The sequence below is a fragment of the Sorangium sp. So ce448 genome (assembly GCF_051520915.1).
GTDB lineage: Bacteria > Myxococcota_A > Polyangia > Polyangiales > Polyangiaceae > Sorangium > Sorangium cellulosum_B.
In genome coordinates this window covers 5750296-5770000 of sequence record NZ_CP150343.1, presented here as the reverse complement: position 1 = coordinate 5770000, position 19705 = coordinate 5750296, and the positions used below count along the sequence as shown (strand labels likewise).

At 72.5% G+C, this 19705-nt stretch carries 12 protein-coding genes; 6 read left to right on the top strand and 6 right to left on the bottom strand.

What is annotated here, in order from left to right; all coding sequences use genetic code 11:
- Positions 1–168: 168 nt before the first annotated feature.
- Positions 169–651 carry a MarR family winged helix-turn-helix transcriptional regulator gene (locus WMF45_RS21740; RefSeq protein ID WP_437554343.1) on the bottom strand — a complete coding sequence of 161 codons (483 nt, stop codon included), beginning with the start codon at positions 649–651 and terminating at the stop codon, positions 169–171.
- Between the two features lie 253 nt (positions 652–904).
- Here WMF45_RS21740 and WMF45_RS21735 point away from each other — a divergent pair, with 253 nt between their 5' ends.
- A complete protein-coding gene (locus tag WMF45_RS21735; RefSeq protein ID WP_437718771.1) occupies positions 905–3652 on the top strand; it encodes a transglycosylase SLT domain-containing protein in 2748 nt (915 codons plus the stop codon).
- 198 nt (positions 3653–3850) lie between these two features.
- Positions 3851–5224: a hypothetical protein gene (locus tag WMF45_RS21730; protein ID WP_437718770.1), complete on the top strand. Its 1374-nt coding sequence runs from the start codon at positions 3851–3853 to the stop codon at positions 5222–5224.
- 112 nt (positions 5225–5336) lie between these two features.
- On the opposite strand, the gene WMF45_RS21725 is transcribed toward WMF45_RS21730, so the two are convergent.
- Complete coding sequence (locus tag WMF45_RS21725; RefSeq protein ID WP_437718769.1) at positions 5337–9806, bottom strand: protein kinase domain-containing protein; 4470 nt, start codon at positions 9804–9806, stop codon at positions 5337–5339.
- A 257-nt stretch (positions 9807–10063) separates the two neighbouring features.
- Between WMF45_RS21725 and WMF45_RS21720 the strand changes: the two genes are divergently transcribed.
- Positions 10064–10510 (top strand): response regulator, encoded by a 447-nt coding sequence (locus WMF45_RS21720; protein WP_012236479.1) that lies wholly within the window; start codon positions 10064–10066, stop codon positions 10508–10510.
- 103 nt (positions 10511–10613) lie between these two features.
- Positions 10614–11384, top strand: a complete 771-nt coding sequence (locus WMF45_RS21715) for a carbon-nitrogen hydrolase family protein (protein ID WP_437718768.1) — start codon at positions 10614–10616, stop codon at positions 11382–11384.
- A gap of 53 nt (positions 11385–11437) precedes the next feature.
- Here the strand turns inward: WMF45_RS21715 and WMF45_RS21710 are convergent, their stop codons facing one another.
- Positions 11438–12379 (bottom strand): pyridoxal-phosphate dependent enzyme, encoded by a 942-nt coding sequence (locus WMF45_RS21710; protein ID WP_437718767.1) that lies wholly within the window; start codon positions 12377–12379, stop codon positions 11438–11440.
- Positions 12380–12460: 81 nt separating this feature from the next.
- Positions 12461–13708 (bottom strand): radical SAM family heme chaperone HemW, encoded by a 1248-nt coding sequence (gene hemW, locus WMF45_RS21705; protein WP_437718766.1) that lies wholly within the window; start codon positions 13706–13708, stop codon positions 12461–12463.
- A 268-nt stretch (positions 13709–13976) separates the two neighbouring features.
- Here hemW and WMF45_RS21700 point away from each other — a divergent pair, with 268 nt between their 5' ends.
- Complete coding sequence (locus tag WMF45_RS21700) at positions 13977–16151, top strand: RelA/SpoT family protein (protein WP_437718765.1); 2175 nt, start codon at positions 13977–13979, stop codon at positions 16149–16151.
- Between the two features lie 10 nt (positions 16152–16161).
- Here WMF45_RS21700 and WMF45_RS21695 read toward each other — a convergent pair whose 3' ends face one another.
- The gene (locus WMF45_RS21695) at positions 16162–16764 is read right to left on the bottom strand and encodes a YkgJ family cysteine cluster protein (protein ID WP_437718764.1); all 603 of its coding nucleotides are present in this window, start codon (positions 16762–16764) and stop codon (positions 16162–16164) included.
- Positions 16765–16782: 18 nt separating this feature from the next.
- On the opposite strand from WMF45_RS21695, the gene amrB reads away from it, so the two are divergent.
- Complete coding sequence (gene amrB, locus WMF45_RS21690; protein WP_437718763.1) at positions 16783–18321, top strand: AmmeMemoRadiSam system protein B; 1539 nt, start codon at positions 16783–16785, stop codon at positions 18319–18321.
- Positions 18322–18433: 112 nt separating this feature from the next.
- Here the strand turns inward: amrB and WMF45_RS21685 are convergent, their stop codons facing one another.
- Entirely contained in the window at positions 18434–19663 is a 1230-nt protein-coding gene (locus tag WMF45_RS21685; RefSeq protein WP_437301585.1) for an FHA domain-containing protein, read from the bottom strand.
- Positions 19664–19705 lie beyond the last annotated feature (42 nt).

The following is a 19705-nucleotide window of genomic DNA, read 5'->3' as shown; positions in this document are numbered from 1 at the left end:
CAGCCCTGCGCTTCACGCAGATCACGCGGCGTGCGCCGAGCTTCGGGCCGCGAAGCGCCGTTCGCTCAGCGCGCCGCGGCTCCAGCGCCGTACGCGCCTGCAGGCATTCTCCGATCGGCGCTGCCCTGACTGGATCGCGCGCCGCGCGCGCGGATCCGACCGGCGGCGCTACTCGTCGCCCTGCTGCGGTTGCAGCGCCTCGGCGACGGCCGCGAGCACGTCCTGCGCGGCGTCGAGCTTGCGTCGCGGCACCGACTTCAGCGCCTGTCGCACGGCCGCCTCCACTGTGCCTGTGCGGAGGCTGTCGAGCTCGCGTCCGCGCGCGGTGAGGCCCAGGAGCGCGCGGCGCCCGTCCTTCGGGTCGACCCGGCGCTCGATGATCCCGCGCTCTTGCAGCCGCTTCAGCACCCCCGTGAGGGTGCTCGGGTGCAGCTGCATGATCTCGGCGAGCTGCCCGGCGGAGATCCCCGGGTAGCGCCCGACGATGCGGATGACGAGCCGCTGCGGGCCCGTCACGCCCATCTTCGCCTCCATGCGCTTCGACGTCGACTGCAGGCCGTGATCGACCGCCCACAGGAGCTTCATGAAGTCGAGCACCTCGCCCAGCCGAGAGCTCTTCTCTGAAGGGGGGCCTGCTGGAGACGAGCGCATCGCCGATGCTTGCTAGCTCGCCCGGACGCGGGCGGCTAGTGCTGGTCGCAGCGAGGGCCGTCGGCCCCGGGCAGGCGCGGGGCGCGGCGCCGGCGGAGATCGCCGAGGAATTCGGGCGGGAACATCGCGGGAAACCGCGGGCGCGCCGGGGCGCGCAGGGAAGCATGGTGATGTCGAGCAACCCACGGCGCCGCCGTTGTCTCCGCGCTTTGCCGTAGCGCTGGCGGGCGGTTTCGGAGCAAGATCCACGTCGATGAGCTGGGCACGGCGAGCCGCTCTGTGGACCGGGCTCGGCGCGCTGCTCTGCATCTCGGGCGCGGCCGTCGGCCAGGCGACATCGGTGCGCGCGTCCTTCGCGGCGGCGTACCGCGCCTTCCGTGATCCCAGCCTGCTCGATCGCGCGCCCGCCCTCGCGCCGACGGCCGACGCCTGCCCTCCGCCCGCTGGCGACGCGCCGCCCGCCCTCACGGCGCTCCTCGTGCACGAGTTCCAGCCCGCGGCGGACGAGGATCTCGAGGACCCCGACGGGGCGGTGCTGGCCACGCTGGCGATGCCGGACCTCGACGTGCCCCTCACGCGCCGCACGATGCGGTTCGTCCGCTTCTTCGCCCAGTCCGACGAGGGGCGCGCCCTCTTCCAGCGGCGCTTCCGGCGCGCCGGCGCGTACCGCGAGATCATCGAGCGCTCGCTCCGCGAGGCGGGCCTCCCGGAGGATCTGCTCTGGGTCGCGGCGATCGAGAGCGGCTTCGACCCGCGGGCGGTCTCGCCGGCCGGCGCGGCGGGGCTCTGGCAGTTCATGCCGAGGACGGGCGCGGCCTACGGCCTGGAGCAGTCCGAGTGGATCGACGCCCGCATGGGCATCACGCGGGCCACGGACGCCGCGACCGCGCACCTGCGCGACCTGTACGAGCGCTTCGGCCGCTGGGACCTCGCGCTGGCGGCGTACAACGTCGGCCACGATGGCGTCCTCCGCGCGCTGTCGAAGGTCGCTGCGGCGCGCGATCCCGAGGCCCGCGGGCCCATCGGGCTCGCGGAGCTCTCGCAGGCCGGCGCCATCCCCAAGGAGACCGCGGACTACGTGCCGCAGATCATCGCCTTCGCGATCGTCGCGGCGAACCGCGGCCGCTTCGGGCTGGACCTGCCCGACGTCGCGCCTCTCCCGCCGCTCGACCTCGGCGAGGTCGCGGTGCCGCCGGGGACGCGGCTCCGCACGATCGCGCGCGCCGCGGGCATCTCGACGGCCGTGCTGCGCGAGCACAACCCCGAGCTCCTGCGCGACCGTGTCCCGCCCGGCCGCGTCGACCACCTGATCTCGCTGCCCGCCGATCGCGTCGCGCGCGCCATGGCCCTCTTCCCCGCGTACCTCGACCACGAGGAGCTCGACGAGGACGAGGGCGACGGCGCGAGCGCTGGGCTGCCGCGGGGCGCCGCGATCGGCGAGCTCGCGCTGGATGGCGCGTCGCTGCCGCCCCGCCCCGTGTCGCTCGGTCGGAACCGGCTCCCCCTCTTCACCCCGCCCGGCCAGGCGCCGGCGCCCATGCCGCTCCTCGGCAACCCGGAGGCGCTCGATGCGAGGCTCCCGATCGTGATGATCGGCGGCGGCGTCGGCTTTCGTCCTGCCTTCGAGGACGACCCGCTCGGCGTCCGGAGCGGGCGCCTCGTCCCGGCGTCGCCTTTCGACGACGTCGGAGGCCCGAGCGCGCGCCGCGCCCTCAAGGGGCGCGAGGCGGCGATCGAGAAGCAGATCGGGCTCCTCGCGGGCATCGGCCAGGAGCAGGTGCAGCGCTTCCGCCTCCCGAACGGCATCGCGGTCGACTTCCGGGAAGATCCCGCGGCGCCGCTCGTCTCGATCAGCGCGGCCGTCGCCGTCCCGGCGCGGCCCGCGAGCGACGCCGGGGCGGCGGGGCCCGCGCTCGCCAGCGAGGCGCGCGTCGCGATCACCGTGCCTCCGCGGGATCTCGACGTCGGCATCGACCTGGTCGCCGCGCGGCTCAAGATGCTGCTCGGCGAGGCGAGCGACGCGCGCGTGGCCGAGCTCAGGCGGCAGGCCAGCGCGGCCTCGCGGCGCGCGCTCGAGCGGGCGCCGTACGGCCCCTCGTGGCTGGCGCTCGGGGACGCGCTGTTCCCCGCCGGCCACCCGCTGGAGGGCACCTTGATAGGCGCGCGCGGCGACGCAGCGGCGGCGAGCGAGCTCCTGCTCACCGAGTCGCTCCGGCGCGAGCGCGCCGCGGCCCAGGCGACGATCGCGCTCTCGGGCGACGTCTCCCGCGCGGCGGTCGAGCAGGCGCTCGCGCGCTCGCTCCAGCGCGCCGTCGAGGAGCCGGAGCGGCCGATCGGGCCGCATCCGCGCGAGGAGCGGATCGTCATCGAGGACGCGGTGCCGGCGCCGCGGCTGCTCTATGGCTGGATCGCGCCGCCGGAGGGAGGCACGGACGAGGCGCCGCTCCGGGTGGCGATGGAGATCCTCGTCAGCCCGCGCATCGCGCGGCTCGCGAAGGCCCTCGTGACCGAGGGGCAGCTCGCGTCGGAGGTGACGGGGCGCCTGTCGCTCGGCGCGCAGGCGAGCGTCGCGGCGGTGGAGCTCACGCCCGCGCCGTCGCGCAGCGCAGCCGAGCTGGAGCAGCGCCTCGACGCCGAGCTCGCGTCGCTCGCGACGTCCGGGCCCACCTGGAAGGAGCTGGCCCTCGCGAAGGCCTTGCTCAAGCTGGATCTCGAGAGAGAGCTCACCCGACGCGCGACGGTCGCGCCGCCGCCCGCGTCTCCTCGGCCGATCACCGATCTGCGGCTGCGGGCTGCGCTCGACCCAGCCAGCCTGCCGAGGCTGCTCCGCGCGCTCGAGGAGGTCGAGCCGGCCGACGTGCGCGCCGTGGTCGCGCGGACCTTCGGCCGAGAGCGTCGGGTGAGCGTCACGACCTGGCCGCGGGGCGGAAGCGGCGGAAGCGCCGTGGCGACCGGGGCCCCCCCGCCGCTCCCGCCGTTCGCGCCACCGCAGCAGCCGTGAGGCCCGCTGGCGCTTGTTGAATCGGCCGAACGCGGCCGAACGCGGCCGAGCGTGCCCAAGCGTGCCCGAACGCCGCTGAACATGCCGGCGTGTAACCGGCGTCACATGTTCAGCACCCCGCGCGCCAGCCGGCCTTTTTCAACATGAACTCATGGACAGGTATGGACAGCTGGTAGCGATCGGAGATAGCACGGGAGAATGACGACCCCTGTGAAGCCGCTGATGGCTGCGGTACCGGCGAGCGAGCACACCGGCCATTTCCAGGATGGTGTCTATCGGCCCTCCCACTCGTCGCCCGCGGAGGCGCAGGCGCTCCGGGGGACGCGGAGCGGCGTCGTGGAGCGCGCGACGCGGACCACCGCGAGGACGCACTCCGGCGTGCGGTTCTCGGAGGTGTCCGAGCTGCCTTCGCTGCTCGACCACGTGCCGGCGGTCATCGCGCTGGAGCGGCAGCCGGTGCTGCGCAACCTGCTCATCACCCAGTGCTACTACGAGATCTCCGCGGAGCTCGTGAAGCTGCTCGGTGGACGCAACGCCCACTGGTGCACCTTCGCCACGTGGGCCTCGAAGACCGCGGGGCGGTTCATCCGCAACGAGGAGGTGCCGGCGGTGCTCCGGCAGCTGATCCTCTCGGACGAGGACGAGCGGGAGGTGATCTCGCAGCGCGCCGGCATCACGACGGGGCGCGGCAAGGGCGAGCCCGAGCGCTCGCCGCTCGTCAGCGGCGTCAACCTGCTCACACCCTGGTGGGGGCATGGACTCGATCTGATGGAGATCCCAGAGCGGATCTTGCGCGAGCTGAGCGCGGACATCGCCCTCGGCAACCTCAAGGTCTTCGAGGAGCTCGGACCCCTGTTCGTCCGCATGATCCACCTCTATCGAGAGTGCCCTCGGCCCGGCGACGCGCAGCTCGCCGCCCTGCTCGACGGGCTGCAGGCGGGGCAGTCTCGGGAGGGGGGGCAGGGGCTGCTCCGCAGCGCCGTGGCGCGCTACCACGAGGCGATGCTCACGGAGGAGAAGGACAGGAAAGCGGAGCTGGTCCTCCTCGCCAACGCGCTCGTCGGGCTGCACGAGCAGGTGCGGCTCCAGCCGTACATCGCGAGGGCGCTCAACGCGCCCGTCCGCTGCCTCGGCGACTCGATCGGCGTCCCCGGACGGCACCTGCCCGAGGCGCTCAGGTCCGTGATCCGCGAGCAGGCCGAGAAGGTGCAGGCGGTCTGGCGTCTGCTGGCCACGAAGGAAATGATGACCATGCGCCTGCCGGACGAGCTCCTCGATCTCGGCCACGACTTGCCCGCGCCGCCCGGCTTGCCGCTCCACTGCGCGGAGCTCGCGACCATCGAGGATCGCGAGCTCTTCGACCTCCTGAGCCAGTACAACGCGCACGACCAGACGACGCACGGCTGCGGCGCAGAGGACTGGGCGTCGCTGCCCGAGCGCATGGGCTACATCCTCGAGCTGTTCCGCTCACGGCAGTCCTGCGCGCGGCTCCTCGAGCGGCCCTTCAGCCGCGAGCAGCACGCCGAGATCGTCGCCTGGCGGGTGCCGATGGCCACCCACGGCAAGCTCTAGCGCCGCGCTGCGGAGCTCCTGCGGCGTCTCCCGCCGTCGCCTCGCGGCCGGACGCGCCTCACGCGTCCGCCGAGGCGCGCCGCTTCTTCTCTTCCAGCGCCCCGCCCTCCGCTCAGGGGCGGGCCGCGGGGCGCCCGGAGAGCCGTGCCTGAAGGCCGAGCGCGCCCTGAGCCTCCGCGATCTCGCGCCCGCGCCGGAAGGCCGCCTCGGCCCGATCCCGCGCCTCCGCGGCCGTCGGCGCGCCGCGCACGAGGGCGATCTCGCCCTCGAGACGGTAGAGCTCTGGCTCGAAGTAGCGTTCGTCGCTCTTCTCGACGAAGGCCAGCGTGTCGGCGAGCAGCGCGCTCGCCTCGTCGACGTTGCCCGCGCCGAGCTCCGCCTCGATGAGCGCTGACCGCCAGTAGCTGAGCGACACGCGGCTGCCGATGCCCGTCAGCATCGCCAGGCCTCCGCGGATGCGCGCGGCGCCCTCGGCATACCGCGCGCGCGCTGCCTCGCCGGCCGGCCCTTCGGCCGCGCGCGCCGCCGTCGCCCAGCCGACGTCGATCTGGCTGAGCGCCGCCCAGTGGGGCATGCCCACCTCCCCGGAGAGCTTGCTGAGCGCGTGCGCGTGCGCCTCCGCGCCCGCGAGATCGCCGAGCAGGCAGCACAGCACGGCCGCGAAGTGCTCGACGAAGCCGCGGCTCACGGGCTGGTTCAGCTCCTCGCACAGCGCGATCGCCTCGTCGACCGAGGCCCTGGCGCGCTCCGGCTCGCCGAGGTGGAACGCGATCCAGGCGAGGTGAGACAGGGAGAACGCCGCGGCGTCCTGGCCGAAGAGGAAGGCGAGCGGGAGGTGACGCGCGGGATCGTAGAGCGCGAGCACCTTGTTGAAGTGGTCGCGGGCCTCGCGGAGGTGCCCTCGGAGGAAGCGCGTCGCGCCGAGCGCCTGGTGGGCGCCCAGCGTGATGCCGGCGTCGCCCGTGCTCTCGGCGAGCGCGAGCAGCTGCTCGCCGTGCTGCTCCGCCAGCGCGTAGTCGCCGCGGACGTGGAAGAAGATCCAGAGCCCCCACAGCGCGGGGAAGAGCTGCGGCGAGGAGCCCGCCTCGCGGCAGAGCGCGTGCGCGCGCGCATACGTCGCCTCGACCTCCGGGGCGGCGTAGCCGCGCGTGATCATCAGGGGGACGCCGAGCGTGGTCTGCAGCGTGATCTCGTCGCGCGCCCGCTCTTTGGTCTCCGGGAGCTGCTTGAGGAGCTCTAGCCCGCGGCTGAGCTGGCTGATCGCCTCGGCGTGCGCGGACGAGAACAGCGAGGCCTCGCCCGCCCGCTGCCACGCGGCGACGGCGGGGCCGATCAGCGCGGCCTCGGTGTAGTGCCGCGCGAGCAGCTCGGGCGGCGTATTCGTGGTGCGCTCGGCGAGGACGGCGGCGATGCGCGCGTGGTACACCTGCCGGGTGCCGCGGAGCAGCGACTGGTAGGCGGCGTCCTGCACCAGCGCGTGCTTGAACGTGTACGTCGAGCGCGGGGGGCGCCCCCGCTGGAAGAGCAGCTCGGCGTCGACGAGCTGCGCGAGCGCCTCGCGCAGCGCCTCGGGGCTCGACGCCATGAGCAGCGGCTCCGCGCCCGCGCTGCCCGCCGCGCACAGCTCGAGCGCCTCGTAGCCGAACGATCGGCCGAACACCGCGGCGAGCTGCGCGACCTCCTTGGCAGGGCCCAGGCGATCGAGGCGCGACGTCAGCGAGTGCTGGAGGGTGGTCGGGATCTCGAGCGCGCCCACCCCCTGGCGCGCGGCGCTCGGCGCGCCGGTCGACTCCCCTGCGGCGGCTTGCGCGGAGGCCGACTCGACCACCATGCGCGTGAGCTCCTCGGCGAACAGCGGGACGCCATCGCTGCGCTCCGCGAGCGTCCGGATCACCTCGTCTGGCAGCGACGCCTTCATGCCCGGCGCGCCGCTCGTCGCGTACGCGCCGGCCAGCTGCTGGACGAGCGCCCGCATCCGCTCGGCGCTGAGCGGGGCGAGGTAGATCTGGGTGAAGTGCGAACGCACCGGCCACGGAGGCGCGAACGTCGGGCGCGCGGTCAGGAGCAGCAGCAGCGGAGACGGCCGCCCCTCGTCGATGAGCCGGCCGAGCAGCTCCAGGGTCGACGGGTCGGCCCAGTGCAGGTCCTCGGCCGTGAGCACGAGCGGCTGCCGATCGGCGAGCCCGAGGAAGAGCTGCAGGAGCGAGGAGATGGTCTCCTGCCGCTGGCGCTGCGGGGTGAGCGCCGGCGCGGGGTGGCGTCCCTCGGTCGGGATCGACAGCAGCGCGGCGAGCAGCGGCACGGCGAGCGGCCCCGCCTCCGCCTCGGCGAGCAGCTCCTCCAGCCGCGCGAGCCGGTCTTCGCGCGGCCCGAGCCCTGCGCCGCGCTCCGTCGACGGCGCGGCGCCGCTCAGCGTGCTCGCGCGCTCGCGGTCGCCCGCGAGCAGCGCGTTGAGCAGCTCGATCACCGGATAGAAGGCGCTGTTCTGGAGCTGCGGCGAGCAGCGCGCCTCGAGCCACAGGTGGGGCGTCCCGGCCAGCCGATCGCGGAAGGCGCGCACGCTCCGCGACTTGCCGATCCCCGCTTCGCCCGTCATCAGCACGACCTGCCCCGCGCCGCCCGCGGCCCGCGTCCACCGGGCCGCGATCTCGTCGAGCTCGCTGTCTCTCCCGACGAGTGGCGTGAGCCCGTGCTGCATTCTCGCGTCCAGCCGGTCCCGCGCGGTCGTGCGCCCGTGCACCGCGAAGACCTCGATCGGCTGGCGCCCCTCCTTCGGGTTGATCTCGCCGAGCGCGTCCACGTGGTAATAGCCCTCGACGAGCTTCAGCGTCGCGCGGCTCACGAGCACCGTGCCGGGCTCCGCGTGGGCCTTCAGCTGCGTCGCGGCGTTCAAGGTCGGGCCTGCGAGCGAGGGCGCGGCGTCGCTGTCCGCCACGACGACGATCCCGGTGTGCACGCCGACCTGCACGGACAGCGGCACGGACACGAGCTCGCGCGTGTTCAGGCTGGACATGTGCTCGACCAGATCGAGCGCCGCCTGCACGGCGCGGAGGGCGTCGTCCTCCCTCGCGACGGGGTGGCCGAAATACGCGATCGTCTCCTCGCCCGGGGAGCGGAGGAACACCCCCTCCTGCTCCCCGATCACCTGGGCGCACACGGCCTGGTACATCTGGACGAGCTCGTGGAACGCCTCGCCGTCGATCGTATCCGCGATGCGCTCGGCGCCGGCGAGCCCGCAGACCAGCACGGTGAGCTGGCGGCGCTCGCCGCGGCCGGTGGTGGACATCGGCCGCGTCCCGGGAGCGACGCTGGGGCGGGACGTGAAGTTCGTCGCCGGCGCCGTCGGCGGGCTCCCCGAGGCGCCGAGGTGGATCGACGCGTTGCGGATCGGCCTCGCCGGCGCCGCGGCGGGCGCGACATTGCGGCCTGGGATCGCGAGCGTCGGCGCGGCGCCGAGCCGCTCGTCCTGCCGCTGCTGCTCGGGGGATTTGCGCACCGTGCTCGGCGGCAGCTCGGGCTGCTCGGAGGGCACGAGCTGGGTCTCCTGCTCGGCCTCGCTCTGCTCGGAGGGCACGAGCTGGGTCTCCTGCTCGGCCTCGACCCGTCGCGCCGGTCGCGTCGCGATCGCCCGCTGCTCCAGCGCGCCGCCGCGCTCTTTCACCGATGCGGCGTGGCCGGGATCGGGCGGCAGCGGCCACGGGATCCCCGACACGTCGCACGCCTCCAGCAGCTCGTAGGCGTCGCGGGCGGACCGGAAGCGGTGCACCGGTGACTTGGCGGTCGCTTGCTCGAGCAGCGCGCCGAGGGGGTGGCCGCGGAGGGCGCGGGGGATCGGCACAGGCTCGGGGCTCAGCTGGCGGAAGATGACCTCGGCGACCGTCGCCTCGTGCATCACGGGCGCGCCGAGCAGGCACTCGAGAAAGGTGAGCCCCCATGCATAGATGTCCGCCGCTGTGGTCGGGGTGGACTGCACGAGCTGTTCCGGGGCCATGTAGGCCGGGGTCCCGTTGAACTCTCCGGTGGGGGTGAGCGCGCGGTAGTCGGCGGAGCGGGCCTCGCCGATGAGCGCGGCGATGCCGAAATCAAGCACCTTGGCGTGCGTCCGCTTGCCCGACCCGGCGACCATGATGTTGTGCGGCTTGAGGTCGCGGTGAACGACGCCGCGCTCGTGGGCGAAGCCGATGGCGTCGAGCACCTGCAGCATCAGCCGCTTCGCCTCGTTCGGCTCGACCCCCCTCGTGCGCTGGCAGCGCGCGGTCAGCGTCTCGCCGTCGACGTACTCGAGCGCCAGGTAGAGCTCGCCCTCGGGCAGGCGCCCGGCGTCGAGCAGGCGAACGATGTTCGGGTGGCTCAGCTGGGCGATGACCTGCATCTCCCGCTCGAAGCGCGCTTCCTGGGAGCTCGACTCGCGCGAGCGCCGCAGCACCTCGGGCCGAAGCAGCTTGAGCGCCACGCGCTGGGTGGTCACGATCTGGCGCGCATCGTAGACGACGCTATGGCCGCCGCTCCCGAGGTGGCCGAGCACCTGATACCGGCCGTCCACGAGCGCGCCGACCTCGAGCAATCCATCGCGAGCGGGCATCCCCTGATCTCTTACCGCCGAACGCCGCCGGAGTGGATCGTGAACGCCGCTGCCGGTCCAGGTTGATCGCTCGCGGCGCCTCGAGGCTCGCTGAAGCGACGCGAGATCGGGCGCCGGGGCGAAGCGGCGCCCACATCTGCCGGCCTTCCCGCTGTGTCGCGCGCCTGGCTGCCTTCGCTGGGCGTGATGCAGGCAACCAGATCGCCTCGGCTTGAGCGCGTGGTGCAGGAGGACGAGGTCTGATACCCTCGCGCTTGATGGGCAATGCCCCGCACTCCGGCAGCATGCCGCCACCTTCGAGTGGTCGGGGCCAAGGAGCCCTCCTCTACGCCGTCGACGATGAGGAGCTCAACCTGGACCTCATGGATCGGGCGCTCCGCTCCGGCTACCAGGTCCGCACCTTCGGGGACCCTCGCCGCGCGCTGGCGGCCGCGGTGAAAGAGCCGCCCGCCGTGGTCGTCGCCGACTACCGGATGCCTCATTTCAGCGGGCTCGCGCTGCTGCGCGAGCTGCGCCGGCAGGGGCTGAGCTACGTCCCGGTGCTGGTCTGCGCGCCGACCGACGTCGAGCAGATCCAGAAGATCTCCCGGGAGAGCGCGGCGTTCCGGATCATCACGAAGCCCTGGATCGCCTCGGATCTTCGCCGCCAGGTCGACCTGGCGGTGAGCCTCCACCAGCTCCAGGTCGCGCGGAACCACCGCTGAGCCGAAGGCGCCCCGTGGCTTCGCCGTGCGCTGTCCGGGGCGATGCGACCGGATCGCCGGCGGGCGACGCGCGAGCGTGCCCGCGCCGCGGGGGCGTCCGGTCGTGCCCTTGAGCGATCGCTCCCTCGACGTGGTCGCGCTCGAGCTGCCGCAGCGCTTCGGCGACCGAGGGGGCGCGCTTGCCGAGATCGACGGTCTCCTCGGCTCGCCAGCGCTTGCGGGGGCAGACCTCGTGCTGCTGTCCGAGCTCATCCTCACGGGCTATGTCTCGCCGCGGGGCGACAGCGATCTGCGCCGCTTCGCGGAGCCGATCGACGGGGAGTCGGCGGAGCGGCTCGCCGAGCTCGCGCGAAGGCACGGGATCGCGCTGGCCGGCCCCCTCGTCGAGGCGAGCGGGGGCCGCTTTTACAACAGCTTGCTCGTCTTCGACGGCGACGGACGGCGCGTGGGCCATTACCGCAAGCGTCATCCGTGGTTCCCGGAGCGCTGGGCGGCGCCGGGGGATCTCGGGACGCCGGTCCTCGAGCTGCGCGGCGTCAAGCTCACCGTCGCTATCTGCTTCGATGTTCACTTCGTCTCCGAAGACGCGGGCGACGCGCTCGATGAGGCCGATCTGCTGCTCTTCCCCACGGCGTGGGTCGACTCGCCCGGGGAAGGGGACATGCGCGCCGATCTCCTGCCCGTGCTCGCCCGGCGCCATCACATCTCGATCGTGAACGCCAACTGGGGGCCCTCCCGCCCTGCGCTCGACGGCCAGGGCGGCTCGCGCATCCTCGACGCGCAAGGGCGGTCGATCGCAGCGGCGCCGTCCGGCCCAGGGCCGAGCGCTGTACGCGCCACGTTGCGCTTCGCGCGAGAGCGGCGCGGCACGTGAGCGCGGGGAGCGCCAGCGTGCCCTCGCGGGTAGGCTGGAGCGCCCGATCGCGCTCAGGTGAACGGGAGCCGGGTCAAATCGACGTTGCCTCCGCTCACGATGACGCCGATCCGCGCCCCTTGGACCAAGCGCCGCAGGACCGCCGCCACCGGGACGGCCGCGCTCGGCTCGATGACGAGCTTCATCCGCTCCCAGACGACGCGCATCGCCTTGACGATGTCGTCTTCGCTCACGGTGACGATCTCGACCCCGCGCTCGCGCAGGACCGCGAAGGTGAGCTCGCCGAGCGAAGTGCGGAGGCCGTCGGCGATCGTGACCGGGTCGTTCGAGGGGAGGATCCTCCCTTCGCGCATCGATCGCGCCGCGTCGTCCGCGGCCTCGGGCTCGGCGCCGATCGTGCGCGCGCGCGACAGCGAGCCGGTGGCGATGGCGGTCCCGGAGAGCAGCCCGCCGCCGCCCACGGGCGCGACCACGGCGTCGAGATCGTCCACCTGGGCCGCGAGCTCCAGCGCGGCCGTGCCCTGGCCGGCGATGATGCGCGGGTCGTTGTAAGGAGGGACGAAGATCGCGCCCGTCTCGGCGATCACGCGGGCGACCGTCTCCTCGCGCGACCGGAGCGTGGGGGCGCAGCTCACGACCCGGGCGCCGTAGCCCTCCACGGCGGCGCGCTTCACGGCGGGCGCGTTCTCGGGCATGACGATGTACGCGGCGATGCCGCGGATGCGGGCCGCGAGCGCGAGCGCGGCGGCGTGGTTGCCCGAGGAGTGGGTCGCGACGCCGCGCCGCGCCTCCTCGTCCGAGAGGGACAGGACCGCGTTGCACGCGCCTCGGAATTTGAACGCCCCGACCCGCTGCAGGTTCTCGCACTTGAAGAAGACGCGCGCCCCTGCGATGCCGTCGATCGTCCGGCTGGTCATGACGGGCGTCACGTGGGCGTGGGGCGCGATGCGCGCGGCGGCGCCGCGGATGTCCTCGACGGTAGGCAAACGGCTCATGGGACGCTCATCGGAGCGCGCTCCCGGCCCGGTGTCCACCGCGAGCGCCGCGCGCCCATGCGACGCCCTCGCGGCGCTGCTTCAGAACAGGTCGGCCGCGATGCCGTCGGCGAAGACCCAGGCGGCTCGCGGGACGCGGATCCGCCCGCCCGCCACCTCCAGGCGGCCGGCGCGCTCGAGCCGCTCCGCGGCCCTCCGCCGCGAGGGCGGCCACGCCGGCACCCCGAGCGCCGCCGCGGCGGCCTCGAGATCGAGCCCCTCGCGCAGCCGCAGCCCGAGCATGATCCGCTCGGACAGCCGCGTCTCCGGCTCGAGCCGCTCCTCGCTCTCCACGGCGATCGCCTCGCCGTCTTCGGCCGTCGCGGCCATGTACCGTTCTGGACTCACGATGTTCCGGTACCGGACCGCGAACGCTTCTCCGTCATGGCCCTCCGCGCCGGCCGAGCGCAGGCCCCAGCGCGGATCCGGGCGCGACACCGTCCCGTAGGCGGCGCACCCGAGACCGAGGTAGTCGACGCCTTGCCAGTAACCCAGGTTGTGGCGCGCCTCGTGACCCGGCCTCGCGTAGTTCGACACCTCGTAATGGGTGAGCCCCTCGGCCTCGAGGGCCTCGTCGATGGCGAAGAACGTGTCTGCAACGCCATCGTCTCCGGCGAGCGGCAGGCGACCGCGCCGCGCGAGCTCTCCGAACGAGGTGCCGGGCTCGACCGTCAGGCTGTACGCCGAGATATGGGTCACTCCCGTCGAGGCCACGGCGCGCGCCTCGGCGGCCGCGTGCTCGGGGCGTTGCTCCCGCGCCGCCTCGACCGTTCCGACCGCGACACCGTAGATGAGATCGCCGCTCACGCGCGGCATCCCTGACCGGAGCGCCGCCGAGAGCGCGCCGAGCCCGCCGTCTGGGTCGTGCAGGCGCCCGAGGAACCGGAGGCGCTCGACGTCGAGGCCCTGAACTCCGACGCTGAGCCGGTTCACTCCGATCGCTCGGAACGCTCGGGCCCGCTGCTCATCGAGCGAGGTCGGGTTGCACTCGACGGTCACCTCGAGGTCCGGCGAGAGCCGGCCGGCGGCCGCGGTGATGGCCGAGAGCGCCCTGCCCATCTCGTCCGGCTCCCACAAGGACGGCGTCCCGCCGCCGAAGAAGATGCTCCGGAGCTCGCGCTCGCCCAGCAGATCCTCCCGCTTCCGGAGCTCGGCCAGCACAGCGTCGGCATAGCCGCGGTGGTCGATCGCCTCCCGCGCCTTCGCGAAAGACACGAAGTCGCAGTAGGGACACTTCTTGAGGCACCAGGGGAAGTGGACGTAGACGGTGATCGGCTCCATGGTTTTCATGAATCCGCAGCAACATTCGACCCGACGCAAGCGGGCGAAGCGGAAACTCCGAGATGAACCGAGATGAGGATGAGGACGAGGTGGATGGCGTGGATGGCGTGGATGGCGACGAGGACGCGCGGCGGAGCGCGCGTGCCCTGCGCCGGGCAACGCGCCTGGGCACCTTACTCTGCGCGCGCGCGCAGCGCATGGTGACACAATTGCGGGGTCTAGATCGCGGTGTTAGCGTGCGAAAGGGAGGGGGCGCATTGCGCCCGCCGAACTCTTCATGCTGACGTTGACGGAGCTTGTCGATCGCGTCCGGACCTATCAGCCGGCTGCAGACGTCGATCTCATCGCCCGGGCCTACGCCTACAGCTCTGACGCGCACAAGGGGCAGACCCGCAAGAGCGGTGACCCTTACTTTTCCCACCCGGCCAGCGTCGCCGCGATCATCACCGAGCTCAAGCTGGACACGGCGAGCGTCTGCGCCGGGCTCTTGCACGATGTCGTCGAGGACACGCTCGCGACGACCACCGACATCGAGAACAGCTTCGGCCAAGAGGTGGCGTTCCTCGTCGACGGCGTGACGAAGCTCTCGAAGATCAACTTCGCTTCCAAGGAAGATCGGCAAGCCGAGAACTTCCGCAAGATGCTGGTGGCGATGGCGCGGGACATCCGCGTGCTCCTCGTGAAGCTGTGCGACCGCCTCGACAACATGCGGACGCTCGAGTTCATGAAGCCCGAGGCGCAGGACCGGATCGCCCGGGAGACGATGGATATCTACGCGCCGCTCGCGAACCGCCTCGGCATCGCGCGCTTCAAGAGCGAGCTCGAGGACCTGTCGTTCAGGTACATCGAGCCGGAAGCCTGGTCGGACCTCTCGCAGAAGGTCAAGACGACAGCGAAGGAGCGGGACAAGTACATCCACGAGGTCTCGAAGGTGCTCGCGGGCAAGCTCGCGGAGCAGGGCTTCGCGGTCGACGTCACCGGCCGCGCGAAGCACCTCTACTCGATCTGGCGCAAGATGCAGGCGCAGCAGTGCGATTTCGATCAAGTCTACGACGTCATCGCGTTTCGCGTCCTCGTCGAGTCGGTGGCGGACTGCTACGCGACGCTCGGCGTGATCCACTCGCAGTGGACCCCGGTACCCGGCCGCTTCAAGGATTACGTCGCGCTGCCCAAGCCGAACATGTACCAGTCGCTGCACACGACGGTCATCGGGCCCGGGCGCGAGCGGATCGAGATCCAGATCCGCACCCACGAGATGCACCGCGTCGCGGAGCAGGGCATCGCGGCGCACTGGAAGTACAAGGAGAACAACTCCGGCGGCATCGACCCGAAGGACGCCGCGCGGTTCGGCTGGCTCCGCCAGCTGATGGAGTTCCAGAAGGAGCTCAAGGATCCGGCCGAGTTCCTGGAGAGCGTCAAGGTCGACCTGTTCCAGGACGAGGTGTACGTCTTCACGCCGAAGGGGGACGTGCGCGTCTTCCCCCGCGGCTCGACGCCCATCGACTTCGCGTACGCGATCCACACGCAGGTCGGCGAGCACTGCTCGGGGGCGCGGGTCAACGGCGCCATCGTCCCGCTCCGCTCGAAGCTCCGGAACGGCGACGTGGTCGAGGTGATGACCAACCCGAGCCAGCACCCTTCGAAGGACTGGCTCGATTACGTCACGTCCAGCCGCGCGCGCTCGAAGATCCGCAACTACCTGCGCACGGAGCAGAGGGAGAAGTCGCTCAAGCTCGGTCGTGAGCTCCTCGAGAAGGAGATGCACCAGCGCAGCATGAGCCTGAGTCGCCTCACGAAGCACGAGGGCGAGCTGCGAAAGGTCATGGAGCGCTTCGGGGTCACCTCGGCCGACGAGCTCTTCATCTCGGTCGGGTATGGCAAGGTGAGCGTCCGCGCGGTGTGCGAGTTCCTCGCGCCCACGCCCAAGGAGAACGAGAAGGGCACGCCGACCCCGCCGCCCGAGTCGATCAAGGAGGGGCGCATCGAGTCGCTCGTCCGCAAGGTCACCGGGCGCGATAGCCACGGCATCCGGCTGAACGGCATCGACGACGTCCTCGTCCGCTACACGAAGTGCTGTAACCCGCTCCCAGGCGACGAGATCGTAGGCTTCATCACGCGCGGCCGCGGCATCACCGTCCACCGCCGCAACTGCGCCAAGGCGTTCGACACGGACCCGGAGCGCCGCGTGGAGATCTCCTGGGACTCGCGCGCGAAGATCAACCGCCCCGTGCAGATCAAGGTGATGACGGCGAACCGGCCGGGCATCCTCGCGACGGTCGGCCACACGTTCCACGAGCAGGGCATCAACATCAGCGAGGCGACCTGTCGCGCGGGAGACGACGGTCGGGCGATGAACACGTTCACGTTCCTGTGCTCCGACCTCGCGCAGCTGAAGAGCGTGATCCGGCGGCTGCAGCGGATCCCCGGCGTGATGGCCGTCGAGCGGACCTGAGCGGCAGGCCTCAGCGGCCGCGGCGAGCGCGCGCCGCGCTGCTCGCCCTGGGCGGCGCGCCCGCGGCGCTCGGCCCAGCCTCCGCCAGGGCGCGGGTGAGCGGACGGCCGAGGTCGCCACCCGGCTCGTGTCGCGCGGCGATCTCCTGCACCTTGCGGACGAGCCCGGTCACGTCGTGGTGGCGGACTGGGGATCCAGCGGAGGCGCGATCACAAAAGAACGTGCGGCACCCGAGGGGCCTCGCGGCATAGATCGCGCAGCGTCCGGCGTCGGTGAGCATCGGGCACCGCCGCTCCGACGCCTGCGGCAGCGCGCGTCGCCGGCTCGGGCCGCCGGCGGACGCCCCCGGCCCGGGTGCTTCCGCCCCGTCCGCTCGCACGATCCCCTCGAGCGCTCGGCGGCCCCCGCGAGCCGCGATCGCGCGCCGGACGGCAGCGAGCTCGACGGACGTCACGTACGGCTCGCGGCCTGTGATCCCGAACCGACAGCACTCGGTCGAGGCCTCGCACGTCCAGCCACTGAAGACCTCTTCCGCCTCGCGGTACACGGCCGAAAGCTCGGTGAGCAGATCGGCTTCACGGACGGGTGGATCGAGGGGCGTGGTTCGACGCATTCGTTCGGAGGCGCTCTCGTGGTGATCGGACGTACTGCCAGCCCGAAGCGGCCGCGATGCCAGGGGAGGGGTGCGGAGCAGGGCGGAGCTTCGAGCAGCGACCCTAGTGCCACGCGGCGCCGCTGCGAAGCAGCAATCCGCCATCCTGACGGGCGCTCTGACGCAGGGCACCAACGCTGTCCGTTCTGGAGCGAGCTGCCGCCGCGACCGCGGGGGCGTCGGCGCTGTTCTCAGATGCGCGAGGCCGCGCGCTGGGCGGCGAGCGCGCACGCGCTATTCTCGCGCTGGATGCCGGTGCTGCGCCCGAAGCTTCGAGCCCTTGAGATCGTCGTCATCCAGGATGAGCGCCATGGCCGCGCGTTGATGCTGCGCGACACCGAGGGCATCGCGCCGTCTCCGGTCGTCGTTCCCGCCGCGAGCGCTGCCGTGCTCGCGCGCTTCGACGGGAGGCGACCGATCGACGAGATCGCACGTGACGTCGCCCGGTCGACGGGCCAGCACGTCGACGCCGCCCACGTGTCGCAGCTGGCCGACGAGCTGGAACGCGCGTGGATGCTCGACAGCCCGCGATTCCACGCGCGCCGGCGGAGCGTCGTGCAATCGTTCGACGCGGCGCCGATCCGGATGGCCGCGCACGCGGGCGGCGCGTACCACGGCGATCGACGGAAGCTCGCTGACTTCATCGAGCGAAAGTGCCTCCGGGTCGCGCGGCCGCAGGGCGGAGCGACGCGCGCTGTAGCGCCGCAAAGCGCGCCAGCACGCATGGTCGGGCTCTGCGCGCCGCACATGGATCTCTGGCGCGCCGCGGCGGGCTACGGGCATGCCTATGCCGCGCTGGAGCAGGCGCTGGCGGGTCCAGGGCTCGATCAGGTCGACACGTTCGTTCTGCTCGGGACGTCGCACGCGGCGATGCGCCGTCCGTACGCCGTCTGCGAGAAGACGTTCGCGACGCCGCTCGGTCCTCTCGAGCCGGATCGAGAGATGATCGCGGAGCTCGCGGCGGCGAGCCGCTTCGACGTGCGCGAGGACCAGTACCTGCACAAGAACGAGCACTCGATCGAGTTTCAGGCCGTGTTTGTGCGGCACCTCCTTGGCGGCCGCGCGGCGTCGATCGTACCCATCCTCTGCGGCCTCTCGGAGTGTCAGGCGCGGCGTCGCGACCCCGCGCAAGACGATGGCGCCGAGTCGTTCCTGAGGGCGCTCCGCGACGCCCTGGCGAAGCGCCCCGGTCGCGTCCTCGTCATCGCAGGAGCGGACCTCGCCCACGTCGGCCCGCGCTTCGGTGATCCAGCGCCCCTGGACGAGCGGCAGCGGACGGCGCTGCGCGACCGCGATCTCGCCTCGATCGAGCGCGCGACGTCGATCGACGCGCCGGGCTTCTTCGTCGACGTCGCTCGGGACCTCGCCAGCCGTCGCGTCTGCGGCCTCGGCCCCATCTACACGTTGCTCCGCGCGCTCCCGCCGTCATCGCGCGGCGAGATGCTGCACTACGAGCAGTGCGTCGACCCCGAGGAGGGATCGATCGTCAGCCATACGTCTCTCGGATTTTACGGTTGAAGATCCGCGCCTGGATATCCGCCTGGCGCGCGCTGGCGCTTCGTCATCGAGCGCGCCGAGAGCCCCCCGCGCTGGCGCGACGCGAGGCTCCCGGGCATGAAACGGGCGTCACTCAGCCGCGCGGGACCCTGCGGCGCGCGATGTCGAGGCCGAGCCGGTCGGCCTCGCGGTAGATCGCCTGCCGCGACATGCCCAGGGCACGCGCAGCCGACGCGACGGAGCCGTTGGCCCGGGCGAGGGCGTCCTCGAGGCGGGCGCGCGCGAGCGAAGGATCCGTCGCGGGCGGGAGGTTTGGCTTCACCCGCGGGCCGCGCGCGAGCGACCCCGCGATCGGCGTGACGGAGAGCGGACCGTCCGGCGCAGCCTGGGCTGCGGTCACGATGGCCGACTCGAGCTGCGGCACGCCGCCCGGCCAGCCGGCGCGGACGAGCGCCTCCAGGAGCTGCGGGGTGAAGCGGTCGAGGCCGATCGCGTTGCGCTCCGCGATGTCGCGCACGATGAGCGGCACGTCCTCGCGCCGCATCTCGAGCGTCGGGATCGTGATCCGCTTGCCAGAGAAGAGCGAAGCGAACCACGGCGCGACGCGCCCGTCGCCGGCGGCACGGTCGAGCGGCTGTCCGGTCGTCGCGATGATGCTGACGCCGTTCGAGCGACCGACCGAGTGCGCGATCTCCAGCTGCTGCGGGCGCGGCAGGCGATCGGCGTCGAGGACGAGCCATGTCATCGGTCGCGCGCCCGGCGGAATGGCCGGCTTCGTCTCGGCGCTGCCATCGACGACCAGCGTCTCACCCAGGCCCTCGCGCACCGCTGCGGCGAGGCGAGCCAGCGTCCGCTTCCCGACCCCGGGCGCGCCCTCGATGCAGACGCTGGAGCCCGACTGCACGAGCTTCATCACCGGGTCGATCCAGTCCTTGCGCTGCTTCGAACCGAACACCAGCGGGCCGAGCCGAGACGGCGCGCCGTCGTACAGCGCGAGGTGCCGCTCGACGAAGACCCCGAGCTGATGCCCGAGGCGCACCACGTCGCCGTGCATCACGCCGATGCGCCGGGCGCGGACGCCGTTCACCCACGTGCCGTCGTGGGTGTCCATGTCCTCGATGTAGCAACCGTCCGAACGGACGCTGATCTTCGCGTGCTCCGGCGCGATCCCGTGGCCCTCGATGCGCCCGTCGCGCGCGGCGCTGCCGATCACGGCGCCGTCCATGAGGCTCACGATCCGCGGCGGAGCGTCGAGCCCGATCAGGACCAGCCCCCACCCGCCGTCGTCATCCTGTCGCTTGGCGTGGACTCCGGACCGGTACTCTTTCTGAAGGACCGGCGCCGTTGTCTCCGCAACGTCCACTCGCAAAGCAGTCTGTTCGTTCATGCTCCCCCCAAGTCCAAA